This window comes from Desulforamulus aquiferis, assembly GCF_030577015.1.
Lineage (GTDB): Bacteria > Bacillota > Desulfotomaculia > Desulfotomaculales > Desulfotomaculaceae > Desulfotomaculum > Desulfotomaculum aquiferis.
Window position 1 is genome coordinate 60596 of sequence record NZ_JARPTC010000015.1, and the last position, 13877, is coordinate 74472.

Annotated in this window: 16 protein-coding genes and 1 pseudogene; 1 reads left to right on the forward strand and 16 read right to left on the reverse strand. The window is 41.8% G+C overall.

Going from position 1 to position 13877, the window contains the following annotated elements:
- Positions 1–307: 307 nt before the first annotated feature.
- A complete protein-coding gene (locus P6N53_RS10735; RefSeq protein ID WP_304542968.1) occupies positions 308–673 on the forward strand; it encodes a LysM peptidoglycan-binding domain-containing protein in 366 nt (121 codons plus the stop codon).
- Positions 674–735: 62 nt separating this feature from the next.
- Here the strand turns inward: P6N53_RS10735 and P6N53_RS10740 are convergent, their stop codons facing one another.
- The 16 genes and pseudogenes from P6N53_RS10740 to P6N53_RS10815 form a co-directional block, all read right to left on the reverse strand.
- Positions 736–870, reverse strand: a complete 135-nt coding sequence (locus tag P6N53_RS10740) for a hypothetical protein (protein WP_304542970.1) — start codon at positions 868–870, stop codon at positions 736–738.
- Positions 871–893: 23 nt separating this feature from the next.
- Positions 894–2282: a tryptophanase gene (locus P6N53_RS10745; protein WP_304542972.1), complete on the reverse strand. Its 1389-nt coding sequence runs from the start codon at positions 2280–2282 to the stop codon at positions 894–896.
- 151 nt (positions 2283–2433) lie between these two features.
- Positions 2434–3108: a phosphate propanoyltransferase gene (locus tag P6N53_RS10750; RefSeq protein WP_373323034.1), complete on the reverse strand. Its 675-nt coding sequence runs from the start codon at positions 3106–3108 to the stop codon at positions 2434–2436.
- Between the two features lie 37 nt (positions 3109–3145).
- Positions 3146–4597 (reverse strand): acetaldehyde dehydrogenase (acetylating), encoded by a 1452-nt coding sequence (locus P6N53_RS10755; protein WP_304542974.1) that lies wholly within the window; start codon positions 4595–4597, stop codon positions 3146–3148.
- A gap of 212 nt (positions 4598–4809) precedes the next feature.
- Positions 4810–5082: pseudogene (locus P6N53_RS10760) on the reverse strand (BMC domain-containing protein); the annotation flags it as partial.
- A 30-nt stretch (positions 5083–5112) separates the two neighbouring features.
- Positions 5113–5394, reverse strand: a complete 282-nt coding sequence (gene eutM, locus P6N53_RS10765; RefSeq protein WP_304542976.1) for an ethanolamine utilization microcompartment protein EutM — start codon at positions 5392–5394, stop codon at positions 5113–5115.
- Between the two features lie 42 nt (positions 5395–5436).
- Positions 5437–5718 carry a BMC domain-containing protein gene (locus P6N53_RS10770; protein ID WP_304542978.1) on the reverse strand — a complete coding sequence of 94 codons (282 nt, stop codon included), beginning with the start codon at positions 5716–5718 and terminating at the stop codon, positions 5437–5439.
- A gap of 35 nt (positions 5719–5753) precedes the next feature.
- The gene (locus P6N53_RS10775) at positions 5754–6359 is read right to left on the reverse strand and encodes a cupin domain-containing protein (protein ID WP_304542980.1); all 606 of its coding nucleotides are present in this window, start codon (positions 6357–6359) and stop codon (positions 5754–5756) included.
- 64 nt (positions 6360–6423) lie between these two features.
- Complete coding sequence (locus P6N53_RS10780; RefSeq protein ID WP_304542982.1) at positions 6424–6972, reverse strand: BMC domain-containing protein; 549 nt, start codon at positions 6970–6972, stop codon at positions 6424–6426.
- A complete protein-coding gene (locus P6N53_RS10785; RefSeq protein WP_304542984.1) occupies positions 6972–8309 on the reverse strand; it encodes a 4Fe-4S dicluster domain-containing protein in 1338 nt (445 codons plus the stop codon). The genes P6N53_RS10780 and P6N53_RS10785 overlap by 1 nt, the downstream gene beginning before the upstream one ends.
- A gap of 4 nt (positions 8310–8313) precedes the next feature.
- Positions 8314–8595, reverse strand: a complete 282-nt coding sequence (locus P6N53_RS10790; RefSeq protein WP_304542986.1) for a EutN/CcmL family microcompartment protein — start codon at positions 8593–8595, stop codon at positions 8314–8316.
- Positions 8596–8620: 25 nt separating this feature from the next.
- The gene (locus tag P6N53_RS10795) at positions 8621–9562 is read right to left on the reverse strand and encodes an amidohydrolase family protein (protein ID WP_304542988.1); all 942 of its coding nucleotides are present in this window, start codon (positions 9560–9562) and stop codon (positions 8621–8623) included.
- A 358-nt stretch (positions 9563–9920) separates the two neighbouring features.
- Entirely contained in the window at positions 9921–10169 is a 249-nt protein-coding gene (locus P6N53_RS10800; protein WP_304542990.1) for a DUF1540 domain-containing protein, read from the reverse strand.
- 107 nt (positions 10170–10276) lie between these two features.
- Entirely contained in the window at positions 10277–11074 is a 798-nt protein-coding gene (locus tag P6N53_RS10805) for a sulfite exporter TauE/SafE family protein (protein WP_304542991.1), read from the reverse strand.
- A 147-nt stretch (positions 11075–11221) separates the two neighbouring features.
- The gene (locus P6N53_RS10810) at positions 11222–12397 is read right to left on the reverse strand and encodes a copper amine oxidase N-terminal domain-containing protein (RefSeq protein WP_304542993.1); all 1176 of its coding nucleotides are present in this window, start codon (positions 12395–12397) and stop codon (positions 11222–11224) included.
- Between the two features lie 387 nt (positions 12398–12784).
- Positions 12785–13877, reverse strand: a 1093-nt coding sequence (locus P6N53_RS10815; protein ID WP_304542995.1) for a HAMP domain-containing sensor histidine kinase, incomplete at its 5' end; no start/stop codon positions are given.

The window sequence follows — 13877 nt, forward strand, 5'->3', positions numbered from 1 at the left end:
AAAGACTGTCCTTCCACTTTATCGGTTCAGATAAACCTATTAATATTTTCCTAATGCAAAGCCCCTGGGTCTAATTATAAAGCTGCCTGGGCTATGACCGACAAATTAACAAGCTTAAACAATTATCTTGGTAATTATTTCTATAATTATTTGCTTTAATTATTTACTTTAATTTATTGTAAACACAAGCTATATTCCATTCTAAACTTTACCTGGAATATGCAGAAAACTCTTGCGGTTTAAGTCCTTATTCCACTCTTACCAACATATTTATTTATTAATGGACACAAGAAAGAAGGTGTTTTTTATGACTCCCCGTTACCCTACCGACTGCCCAGCAGGTTTTCTGAGCCAGTACTTTGTAATTGAAGGGGATACCATGTCTAAAATTGCAAAAACCTTTGGTACTACCGAAGAAAAATTGATCCAGGTAAACCCTCATATCCAGGATCCAAATATTCTATTTCCAGGTGATGTACTATGTGCTCCAGGCTTTAGGAAGCCGGTGGACTGCCCTCCCAATTATCAGGTCCTATATGAGGTAGATTATGGAGAAACTATGTCTTCCATTGCCAAAAGGTTTAATATTGGTGTAGAAGAACTAATTGCTGCAAATCCCCATATTCCAAATCCCGATTACCTCTTCCCCTTTGACGTCCTATGTGTGCCATAATTAAACTAAACAACTCCCGCAGCAATTGGCGGGAGTTTATTTTTTTCATATATGACTACTATTTAGGGGATCATTCCATCAGACATATTGGCATAATCTTCTTCATGTCTATTAGGTGCCATCTTCACCTTCAGATTGTTATTGTTTGCTATCCTGCTTCTTTTATTAACAATGATTCCTTTTATCCTCTTAGTCATTTTCTTTCTCCTAATTAATAAATTTATAAAATTGGCTTGAGCCTTGCAGTAAAGTGTCTTAGTATTGGTGGTTCGTATACAAATTCCAGTCCCCTTAGCCTTTGGGCCTTATTCTTAACCCCAATGAGCCCCTCTGCAACCACATCCATATGGTTGTATGTATAGGTACGGCGGGGAATCGTGAGACGTAATAATTCCATGGGTGACTCTAGATTCTCCCCCGTATCAGGATCCCTGCCCAAAAGAAAGGAACCAATTTCCACTGCCCTGACTCCTGCATCCAAATATAACTCATTGCCAAGGGACTGGGCGGGAAATTGATAATAGGGAATATGGGGCAGAAGTTTTTTAGCATCAACAAATACGGCGTGTCCCCCGGCGGGGTACTGGATGGGTACGCCTCCCTCCCTTAATCTCTCACCTAGATAATTCACCTGCCCTATTCTGTAGTCCAGGTAATCAAGATCCATACCTTCGTAAAGACCCCTGGCCATTGCCTCCATATCCCTACCGGCTAATCCTCCATAGGTGATGAAGCCTTCCATGGGAACGGTTCTGGCGGCGCATCTATTATATAAATCTTCATCTTCCTTGATAGCTAGGATTCCACCAATATTAACAATGGCATCCTTTTTGGCGCTCATGGTAAAGCCATCGGCATATGCGAACATCTCTTTAACAATTTCCGGTATGGTTTTGTCTTTATAGCCCTCTTCCCTGGTCTTAATAAAAAAGGCATTTTCGTAACATCTGGCTGCATCAAAAAATACCCTAATGCCGTATTCCTTTGCGATCTTGCTGGTCTCTCTGATATTCTCCATGGATACTGGTTGCCCACCGGCACTATTACAAGTAACAGTTATGATAATCCCTGCGATATTTCCCGGGCCAGTTTCCTTAATCAGGTCCTTAAGTCTCTCTAAATGAAAATTGCCCTTGAAGGGGTGATATTTCTCTGTGTCAAAGGCTTCTTCAATAACACAGTTTACTGCCCGTCCCCCGGCCATCTCAACATGGGCCTTGGTGGTATCAAAATGCATGTTATTGATAAAAACATCTCCGGGTTTTTTTATAATTACAGGAAAAAGCACCTGTTCAGCACCACGGCCCTGGTGTGTGGGAATAGTATATTTATAGCCGAAGATTTCTTCTACCGCATCCCGTAAGTGAAAAAAGTTTTTACTTCCAGAGTAGGCTTCATCTCCAAGCATAAGACCTGCCCACTGGTAATCACTCATGGCACCAGTACCACTGTCAGTCAATAGATCTATGTACACTTCCTCACCCTTAAGTAAAAATAGATTGTACCCCGCCCTTTCCAGTGCCCCTTGTCTTTCCTCCTGGGAAATCATTTTTATTGGCTCTATCATTTTAATTCTAAATGGCTCTGCCTTGGCTTTAAGAGGTCCCATCGCAATCCCCCCGGTAATTTTTTTTATTTTTTACTGGTCTATTCTTTTTATGCTATCAAAACCCCTTTATAAACTAAACAAGTTAATTAAATGCAAAAAATCAAGCAGGAAAGATATTAATCTTATCCTGCTTGCTACAAATTCTTGTCATTTAATTTGTTATTATTTCAACTGAATCATTATTCCTAAGACATGCCGCATTTGCTTCGTCCATGTCTATGTGCATCTCCAATTTATAATTCTCATGAACCCGAACAAGGACTTCATAGAACATTACCCCTCTGGGCCCGGAAACCTTTACAGTAACACGGTCACCATCCTGCACCCCATAACGCACCGCATCTGAGTGGTGCATATGGATATGCCGGGCAGCGATGATACAACCTTCTTCAATGGTTACAGAGCCTGCCGGGCCAACCAGTGTAACTTGGGCCGAGTCCTTTAAATCCCCGGAATCCCTGATTGGTGCTTTGATGCCTAGCTTAAAACAATCTGAAACGGATATTTCAACCTGGGTTTTTTTGCGAGTGGGTCCAAGGACACGAACCTTTTCAATAACACCATTGGGCCCAACTAAGGTTATTAATTGCTCCGAGGCAAATTGCCCTGGCTGTGACAGTCCTTTAAAATTAGTCAGCTTTGCATCGTCCCCGAACAAGGCTATTAAATCTCTATCCGCGAGGTGCACATGACGGTTGGATACACCTACGGGAATTTTAGCCTCATCGTTTTTAAAAGCTTCTGCCATATACTTATCCGGGTTTCTTTGAACCATTTGCTCTTGAACAATATCGGAAATTATGTTTACTAATTTATTCATATCCAAGATAAATCACCGCCTTTGAAGCGTCCTACATTATGCCTTAACCAGCCTGAAGTTGTTTAAGGACTTGTCTTACCAGGCCGGCAATTTCATCTGAGGAGAAATTGCATGCTGGGGTCTTTGGTTCTGAGGCTTTTGCCTCATATGCTTTAATACCGTAGGCTAGTCTCTTAACATTTATTAGGTGCTGAGGGCCCAGGTTTTCAGAAATGCTGCTACCTCCCCAGGTGCCACAGCCGAGGGTCATGGAGGGGGTTAAGCCGGTTGTATAGCCAATTCCACCTAGGGCGGACGGAGTGTTAACCACAATACGGAATACCGGCTTATGAACAAATTCCCTAATGATCTCGTCATTTTGGGAATGGATGGAGAAGGTATGTCCTATGCCCCCAAGTTTTAAAAGGTTAATACTTAAGTAGCAGGCCTCCAACCAATCCTTAACAGTATAGAACCCTAAAACCGGAGATAGTTTTTCATGGGCCAAGGGGTGGTCAACGCCATAACCGTCAAGGGGAGCAATTAAAATCCGTGCTCCCTCAGGGATAGCTATACCCGCTTTGTCCGCAATGAAACGGGGGCTTTTCCCTACTAATGCAGGGTTGAGTCCTCCCTTGGGAGTCATAAGGACTTTACCCACCTTATCAACTTCCTCTTTATTTAGGAAGTGCGCGCCCTGTTTTTTTAGCTCCTGTATAATTTCATCTTTAACAGGCTCATCGGCTAAGATTGCCTGTTCCGATGCACAAATCATTCCATTGTCAAAGGTTTTGCTGGCAATGATATCTTGGACAGCTTGCTTGATGTTGGCAGAACGCTCAATGAAAGCCGGAACATTGCCGGGACCAACTCCAAAGGCGGGCTTGCCCGCACTATAGGCAGCCTTGACCATGGCAGAACCACCCGTGGCCACTATAACAGATATATCCTCATTATGCATTAATTCATCAGTGGCCTTCATGGAAATCTTTGAAATACTACCAATGACACCCTGGGGCGCCCCGGCTTTTACTGCTGCCTCATGTAAAATCTGCACCGTAGCGTTACTACACTTTACTGCGTTGGGATGAGGAGCAAAAACGATGGAATTGCCCCCTTTAATGGCACACAAGCTATTATGAATGGTGGTAGAAGTAGGGTTAGTTGTGGGGGTAATGCCTAATATTACACCCATGGGAACACCTATCTCCACTACCCTTTTTACCTTGTCTTCCCTGATAACCCCAACTGTTTTGATATCCTTAATGTGTTCATAGATATCCCTGGCAGCAAAAAGGTTTTTGACTACCTTGTGTTCAAAAACCCCATATTTAGTTTCATCAACTGCCATCTTTGCCAGCCACTCGGCATTTTCCTCAACAGCCTTTACCATGGCCAACAGGATTTTTTCTAGCTGTTCTTCTGTAAATTCTGCTAATATTTCTTGTGCCTGCTTAGCCTTCCTGGCAACATCCCTTGCTTCTTGGATGGAACTTAAATCGTAGTCTAAGATCATTTATCGGTCATTCCTTTCTAGGACTCACTACCTTTGGTAGCCTTGATTATTTCAGCAATTAGTTGCTCCTTATTAGCCCGGGATATTTGTCTACCTTGAATAGCTATATTCTCAATTTTTCTGGCTGCCAATCGCAAATCCTCTACTGTTAAGGCCTGCAGAGATTCCTCGGTAAAAGAAGTAATAGCAATAATAGTTTCTTCAACGAAAGGGGCGGTTGGCAGTAACACCTCAATATCTTCGTGGGGACGGGGAATCATATGAACAGCTACAAGTTCGCCCACTATTTTAGCTGCCGCGGCACCAGCATCGGCGGCAGCCTTTACCGCACCTACATCACCCCTGATAAAAACTGTAACTAAATCTGCACCCACTAACTCTTGTCCTAACATAGCTACATCGGCAGCCTTGACCATTGCATCAGCCGCTTCCACGGCTCCCACCATACCTCTGGTTTCAATCATTCCTAATGCCTGATGGCGCATTTTTTCAGCCCCTTATAAAACCTGTCTTTTTTACTTCTTATAATCATTTGGGAGAATTATCTCAACGTCACCATGGGGCCTGGGAATTACATGTACGGATATAAGTTCACCAACTCGTTTGGCAGCAGATGCACCAGCATCGGTGGCAGCTTTCACAGCACCTACGTCGCCCCTAACCATAACTGTCACTAAACCTCCACCCACAGTTACCTTGCCAATAAGCTGCACATTGGCAGCCTTGACCATGGCATCTGCTGCCTCAACCGCTCCAACCAAACCCTTTGTCTCAATCATTCCTAATGCATCTTGCATATTACATTCCCTCACTTTTTTTATATTTACAAACCGAAAAACCTATTTGCTAGCAGCATTGGGGAGAATAATATCAACATCACCGTGGGGCCTGGGAATTACATGAACAGAAATTAGCTCCCCAACACGTTTGGCTGCCTCACCGCCAGCATCGGTTGCAGCCTTTACGGCACCTACGTCACCCCTAACCATAACTGTTACCAGTCCGCCCCCCACAGTTACCTTGCCAACAAGCTGTACATTGGCAGCTTTCACCATGGCATCCGCTGCCTCAACCGCTCCAACCAGACCCTTAGTTTCAATCATTCCTAACGCTTGCTGCATGTGTTTAGCCTCCTAATCTAAATGTTTTTTCAAAATTAAAGCTGATTTGCCGGGTAGGTCACAAAAAAGATTTTAGCTTGTTCCTTAGTAGATAGAGTGACAGCTGTGTTTTTAGGCAGGTAAAATACATCTCCTGCTTCACCTCTGTAGATATTACCCTTTACCTCTACCTCCATGGTTCCATCTATTAAATAGTAGACTTCTTCATTATTCATAAGACAGAAATAGTTTGTTTGTTCCAGGGTCATAAAACCGGTTGTCATCTGGGGACATTCTTTTTTGTTGAATATTTCTTTTACAGCAACCCCATCATCGGTTCGACCTGTATTAAGCTTTTCACAAACCACACTGCTTCCTTTAACCAGTCGGAGTCCTGTGGAGTCTACCTCTTTTACTAATTCCCCTGCTCGCTTTGCTCTTGGAAGAGTTGCTAACACTTGTTTTACAATAGCTGCAATTAATTCGCTAGTTATAGCAGGTTTGGAGTCGGTATTTTTAATAGGGGTTTCTTCTGGAAGTTTTTCAATCTGCCCGGCAGCCTCTACAAGAGTGATATTATATTCCCTTGCAGCATCCCTGGCAGCGGGTGTGATGATGGTGCCAGGCACAATATTTAATGATGCCTTCCCGAGTTCAGCCATCCCCTTGATATCCTTGGCAGTTACCAGTTCTCTACCTACTTTAATAACCCCCCTTCATAGTTAGCTACAAAATCCACTGGGTCAATTCTTTATGGGCCGAGGGAATAATTACTTTCTCCACCAGCATCCCTTTTTCTGAAGCAATCACTACCCCCGCATCAACTGCTGCCTTAACTGCCGCCACATCCCCAGTCATGGTGATAAAGGATTTTCCTCCGATACCAATTCCCAACCTTATTTCAATCAAATCAACATCGGCAGCTTTAGCAGCGGTATCAGCGGTTACTATTGCTGTGGCTACCGAAAACACCTCAATAACCCCAAGGGCCCTTAAATCCTCCACCTCTGAAGTTGCTGAAATGGCTGTTATAACCGAAGGATGTACATTAGGTAAAATGAATTCGTCCACAACTGTAGCTTCACCCACCAACACCCCTTGCTGTACCGCACTTTCTACTGCAGATACATCCCCGGTAAGCAAGGCGATGTATTTTCCCGGACAGATTGACCGGGATTGAATAAGTTCAACCTGGGCAGATTTCACCATGGCATCTGCCGCCTCTATGCCCTTGGCTATACTGTTGAATTCCACTAATCCTATGGACCGGAACATTATTGGTTACCCCCTTTTTTGCAGGAATCAATGACTATATGCTTTGATATCTCAACCACCGTTCCGCTGATACTGGCATGTATATTTGCTCCCAAGGAATTTTCCGGTATCTGGGCAATCAACATTCCCTTTTCAACAATTTGTCCCAATTCAACAGTGGGAGTACTTGGTTTTCCAATATGCTGGGATAGGGGTATCCTTACCACCTGTGGCTGGTATTTTAAATCGGCCAGTGGAGCTAGACGATCGTATCTAATTAATCCAAGCCTGATTTTAAGCCTCTTGGTGGGTATTCTCCTATGTTCTCTCATTGAGTGGGCAGTGGGCATCCTGGTAGAGGTATTGGGCTTGATTCCATTTTGTATTAATTCCCTTTTGATTCTGCCATTTATCATGCGGGGTGAGAGAAACATAGGACAGGCTATTTGTTCACAGGCCCCACACTCGGAGCAGAAGAAGGTCATTTTTAACACATCTGCTTCGCCTTTAGCGTAATTTAGGCTGCGCATTATTTTATGTGGTTCGATCCGATGTCCTAAAAGGTAACGTGGGCAGAGATCGGTACAACGCTGGCATTGAACACAGGCTGCTTTTGCCTGCCTTATTATGGTCTTTAATGGCATGGTTTTAGCTTGAATTAAGGGGTGTATTTCTTCCAGTACCAGCAAGGCCTTGGTGGTTTTAGTCACTGGTTGATTAACATCCCCCACAATCTTGCCCATCATAGGGCCACCATCAATAACAGCCATTCCCCGAAGATCGCTTCTGCCGGATAATGCAATCACTTCTTTAACACTGGTTCCAATGGGTACTTTTATGGTTAGGGGATTGGGTACATTACCAGCAACCGTTAAGTAAGTATCTGTCACCGGATGACCCTCCAGGGCCTCTGCAATATTAAGCAAAGTCTCCACGTTAGTAACAACAGTGCCTACCTTCAAGGGGATTCCCCCTTCTGGCACTATTCGCTTTAAGACCTCATAAACAGTTACCTGCTCATCCCCCGCCGGATAAAAGTCCCCCAGCACAAAAATCTCAATGGATTTACCTTGTGTATATCTCTCAAGGGAATCGATTGCCCTCTGGTACTTTCCTTTTAGGGCGATAATCCCTTGTTTGGCGCCGGTAATTCTCATTACTGACTCTAGTCCTGCCACTACCTTGTCAGCCAGAATATCCATTAGTTGCTGATCCACTTGTATTAAGGGCTCACACTCAGCTCCATTTACAATTACATACTCTGCATTGGCAGCGACCTTGATATGAGTGGGAAAACCAGCTCCTCCAGCACCTACAATTCCAGCATTCTTAATTATGTTGATTAAATCGGCCTGCATTCCTTTAGACACCTCTATCAAGATTCAGATTTTCCTCATCAATGATACCCACTATAAGAGCATCAATGGGTGATTGTCCATTACCCTGGATACGACGGGCAGAGCTACCTTGTGTTATTAAAACTTTATCTCCAATACCGGCTCCTATATAATCAGCCGCCACAATGATACTACCTTTAAATTGTCTTGACTCATCCATGAGCTGTACAATCATAAATTTTTGACCCACCAGGGATTCGTCTTTCCTGGTTGCCCAGACATTATCAATGACTTTGCCAATTTTCATTTTTTCACCCCGAAAAATATAAGAACTAACTAACTAGACCCCTTTTAGCAAGTTCTTTAATCACACCTTGGATAATTAAATCCTCCATGTTTTCCTTTGCGGCAGAATGGGTATCTGCGGCTGGCAAATTATCGCATTTACCAAAAAGTAGCTTGGCTGCATTCTTGTACATGACCTTTTCTCTCACTTCTCTATCCAGGGGTAAATTATCAAATATTTTTAAGGATTCTCTAAAATCCACAAAGGGATGTGCACTGGCATATAAGAGCTTATCACTGATTAAGGTATTGGCTGCTTGAATATAGGCTTCCGACTGGGGAGTCAATTCGTATTCAGATATATCTAAATAAACGTTTTTGTTTCTTTGGGCTACAAATATTGCCTCATTAACCCAGGGGTAGCCACCATGGCTTATAATAATTTTTAGCTCGGGAAAATCCCTGGCCACAAAATCAATATATCTGGGAGAAACATGATCAATAACTGCATTTGGAACAAGGGTTGCTGGGCCGGTGGTAATTACAATGGGTATAGCTAACTCACAGCACTTGGCATAGATGGGGTAATATTTAGCATCATTTGAATACATTTGGGCAAGGTAGGGATCTATGGCAGCCCCCTTTAGGCCATGCTCACTGACCGCCTGCTTTAAATCATCGATGGCCTTCATACCCTTATGGGGATCCAGCCCCATCATGCCAATAAACTTTTTAGGATATTTTTTCACAAAATCAATTACACTTTGATTGTTTGATGAAGTACCGTAGGTAGTTTCACAATCTCTTCCGGTGATAACAGCAAACTCTACATTATGTTTATCAAGATCTTCAACTACTTCTTCCAAGGGCTGTCCCTTCATTTTGGAAAAATCAATAGCTGCACAAAGTCCCTTGAACATCTTGCTATTAGCAATACCTGATATTGTTTCTGGTGTATTAGGCCTAAACCTAAAATCAATTACCTTCACTGTTCATCCCCCTGCTCAAAAAGTATTGGATTATTTTATTGGATTATTATCGCAATTATCATGCCAATTGGATAAAGCATATAAGTTTGCAATATCTTGAGCTTAACTTTTTGCAAAATGTCATTTAGATTACAAATCATTAGGACTCGTCCAGGCCTCATAGTAAAATATTAGCTTTCAATAATTTTAAGAAAATCTATAAAAAAGACTAAGCGTTGCAAATTTGACACCCTCTTGTGCTAACTTGCAACGCCTAGGTAGACGATATTTCCTTGCATATATAAGAGAAGGCTTGATCAATTAGACCTTTTGTTGCAGCTTTGCAACAAAAGGTCCTGTGCATAAGAAATTAATATGATTAAGACATCTTGGTAATGCCATCTGCCTTAATATTTTTTGAACCCTTTGGAATGTAGGATTTGCAGCATGTCTCCATACAATTTCCCGCCTGCTGGGGATTGTACTGCTTGGCCATAGCGGCGTCTACATTTTCTGGCTGTGAAGCACCAAACTGGTCAGTTGCCACTAGAATTTCATTGGCAACACATTTGTTTCCCTGGGCATAATAATGACAATCACTAACGATACAATGGATGTGCTGGTTCATATAGTATTAACACTCCTCTCATTTGATTTCATCTATATTTTCTTTCGGAAGAGTATTTTTTATGTCTGTCAAGGTTTTCAAAAAGAACTAATAAACTATCTATAAATTTAGAAGGTATTGATAAGCATGTAAAAGCCTGTATATAAAAGAATACCATTAGCAATCAATTGAAACACCTGTTGATTTATTTTACCAAACAGAACATTACCAATAACTATTCCCAGTGCAGCAGCCGGTGTCAATATGAGTGAAGCTATTAGAACCTCTAAACCTATCTTTACCGTTAATAATTGTGCAATTATACTGACAGTATAAACAAAAATAAAAAAGGCTAGGGTTGTGCTTCTTACTACCTCTTTTCTTTCATTCTTAGCGTTAAAATACAGGGCAAGAGGCACCCCTGGCATACCAATACTTGTGGTCATTACTCCAGAGCTCAGCCCTACCATTACTTCATTTCGCTTTTCCTGATACTTAAAGACCTCAGCCTCGGTTTTAGCCTCCTGTTCCTCTGTTTCTAGATCTGGGACCTCCATCTTTTGAGTACGATAACTGTTATAACATCTAAATAGTAGAAAACAGGTAACTATAAGAATGGCTATGCTTACAGTTATTTTTAAGGTGCTTAGGCTAACGTAGGCAAAAAACAAAAGCCCGATGGGAACTCCTACAAAACCTCCCCAGATAAGCCTTTTTAACAGTTTATAATCAATATCCTTCTTTATTCTTGGTGTTAAAACCAGGGCAATAAACAAGGATAGAAAAATACTCATCTGAATACAATCCCTGGAATTAAAAACCAATAGCAGAAAAGGCGTAGCCATGATGGCAAAGCCAAAACCCGTTATTGCCTGTAAAGCTGAAGCTATAAATACAATTATTGCGGCAAAAATCCATTCATACATTTTTCATCACCCCATCACTTATCTAAGCAAGATCCAGACCAACCTCCCCATTATAACAGTTTTTTGCTAAATAATTTTTTCAAAAATAAAATGCCCCGACGGTTTTTCAGGGCATTCCAGCAAATTATCAAAGTTTTTTACAACAAGTTACTGTATTATTACCGTCCTGGTATCCTCCTCCCAACTGGCATAGAACCCAAAGGCTTCTGCTACATAGCGTGCAGGTAAATACACTCTGCCTTCCCTTACCTGCGGATCTACATCCATTTCTACATGCCCCTCGGGAGTTATCATAATGTTGTTGGCTACCACCATTTCTACCCTTCTTTCCCCTTTAGATAGGGTAACTGTACCGGATTGTTCGTCCCATCCAATGTCACTAACTCCCAGGGCCTCTGCCAAATATCTAACTGGCACAAAGGTCCTGCCAAATTCGGAATAGGGATTGGCGTCCATTTCAACTAAAGAGTCGTTTATGCAATAGGCACTCTCTTCAAGGGTAAACTTAACCACAAGTTTATCTATTTGTGCCTTAGGCTTCAATCCAATTATATCTATGGTTTCCGGAAAGTACTGGTGTGTTGAAACAAATACTGCCGAGTCTTCTCTATCACCTATATCAATATTATTTGATTTTAATATCTCGCCTTCACTAGGGACCCATAATTTAAAATCTTCCCCTGGCCTTTGAAGACTTACCTCCCGCCAGATATTATTTTTTGAAAATCCATTAATATCGTCTGTCATAATACTTGTTACCCGGCGAAACACCATTTCCTCGCCCTCTGGATTGGCATTAGGCATTTTTAAGATAACTGGTTCAAAACCAGATACCTCAAAAACAACCTCGTCTTGACTTATAACCTTTAAAGTCATTGTAACTGTCTCTCCATCATTGAAGGTCAAGTCAGGTCCCTGAGTATTCCATGGCATGATCCTGAAATTATGCCACCGCTCCTGTGAACCATAATTTTCAAAGGCCCCAGGGTAGTTTGCATATGAGAAAATCGACCATTTTCCATTGGCCAGGTCAAAATAATCCTTATGGAGTCCAATTTCCATGCTCTTTCCATCCCTTGTTTCTAACCCAAGGTAGTTATAAACCGCCCCGGTACCGTTTACTCCCTTAACATCATGCGCCTCTGGTAAAGTTATAGTTGCTGTCATAGCTTGATAGCCATTTTTACTTTCATCTAAGACTGATTTAGCCCGGTAGCCTGGACTGAAAGTGGTTATGGTATCTGCATAGCCGGGGCTTGTTAAGGCAAGGAATAGTATTAAATAAAGAATCATGCCTATATAAGATAGTTTTAATGCTTTCATAGTTACCTCCAATTGATTTTTCCTTAACCAATAGACGCTTATTTTTGGGATTTCGTTCTAATTGCATAAAAAAAAGCCAGAGTCTTTCTCTGGCTTTTCAGATTGTCGAGAAACTACCTATATTCGGGTTTTAATAATCCCTCACGACTCCTCTCTCCGCAGCGGACAGCGCTAATCGCTTGCTTCGGGCGAAAATGGGCCGCCTTCGAGTAAACATCGTGTTTACCTCAGGCTTTCGCGGACATCCATGTCCGCTCACCCATTTTCGCATTCTCAGCTTCGCGAAGCGCTGTTTCCACTGCTTCGAATGTCGCTGTTCGGGATTATTAAAACCCAGTTATACCTTTTTCAACAGGCTGAAAAGCCAGAGTCTTTCTCTGGCTTTTCTTAAGAAGGCAATTTTATTCTGGTTGATACACCATTATTCTCATTATTTAATTCTATTGTCCCCCGATTAATCTTCAGGATCCTCTGTACAATCGCTAGTCCCAAACCTGTTTTGCCTTCCCTGCCTTTATTAAAAGGACTGAAGATTTGTTCCAGTGTATGGGGCTCAATCTCTACTCCATCGTTCCAAAAATATAGGTTAACACTGCCAATATCCTTGGTTAGTCTGATCACCATGGTAGTTTTAGCATAACGCAGATGATTGTCAAGCACATTTTCAATCATCACCCGAAGGGTTTCAACATCACCTTTAATTGCAGCTGGCAGTAATTCTATCTGCCAGGATATTTCAGGCCTTTGAAGATTTAATCGCTGGATTATTTTATCGATTAGTTTATCTAGATATATCTCCTCTTGAGCAGGATTTTTAGTTGACAGGTAATCTAAACGCGTCAAATATAGCAATTGCTTGGTGAGCTTCTCCAAGCGTTCTCCTTCTTCATCGATCACCTTTATACTACCCGCCAGATCGCCTTTAGGATAAACACCATCCTGGATTGCCTGGGCATAGCTCCTTATTACCATTACAGGAGTTTTCAATTCGTGTGAAATATTTTGCAGCATAGATTGTTGAGTTTCATCCTGATGTATTAACTGCTGCCGCATGGTATTTATGGATGTAGCAAGTTTACCAATTTCATCATTACGTTCTATGTCAAGGGGTTCCTTCCAGTTACGATTAGCAATTTGTTTTACATGCTGTTCCATCTGGGTCAAGGGTCTAGTCAAATAACGCACAATTAATAGAGATGCAAACCAACTTACAACTAATGCAGTTCCCACATATAGCATCATATTAACAAATAAATTTCTTATATATAAATCTTCCTCTGGCTTTTTCAAAAACATTATCTGATAAAGGGAATGGCCATAGGCCATATCCTTATTTACTACATAACGAATATTGCCCTGTCCGGTAACACTTTCGTACATTTGTCTATTTGATTTCTGAGCTATGATATTTTGCTTCATCTCATTTAAAAGTGTCGGGGGAAAGGCATTTCGGGCATTTGAGGGAATTGTGGTCCCATCC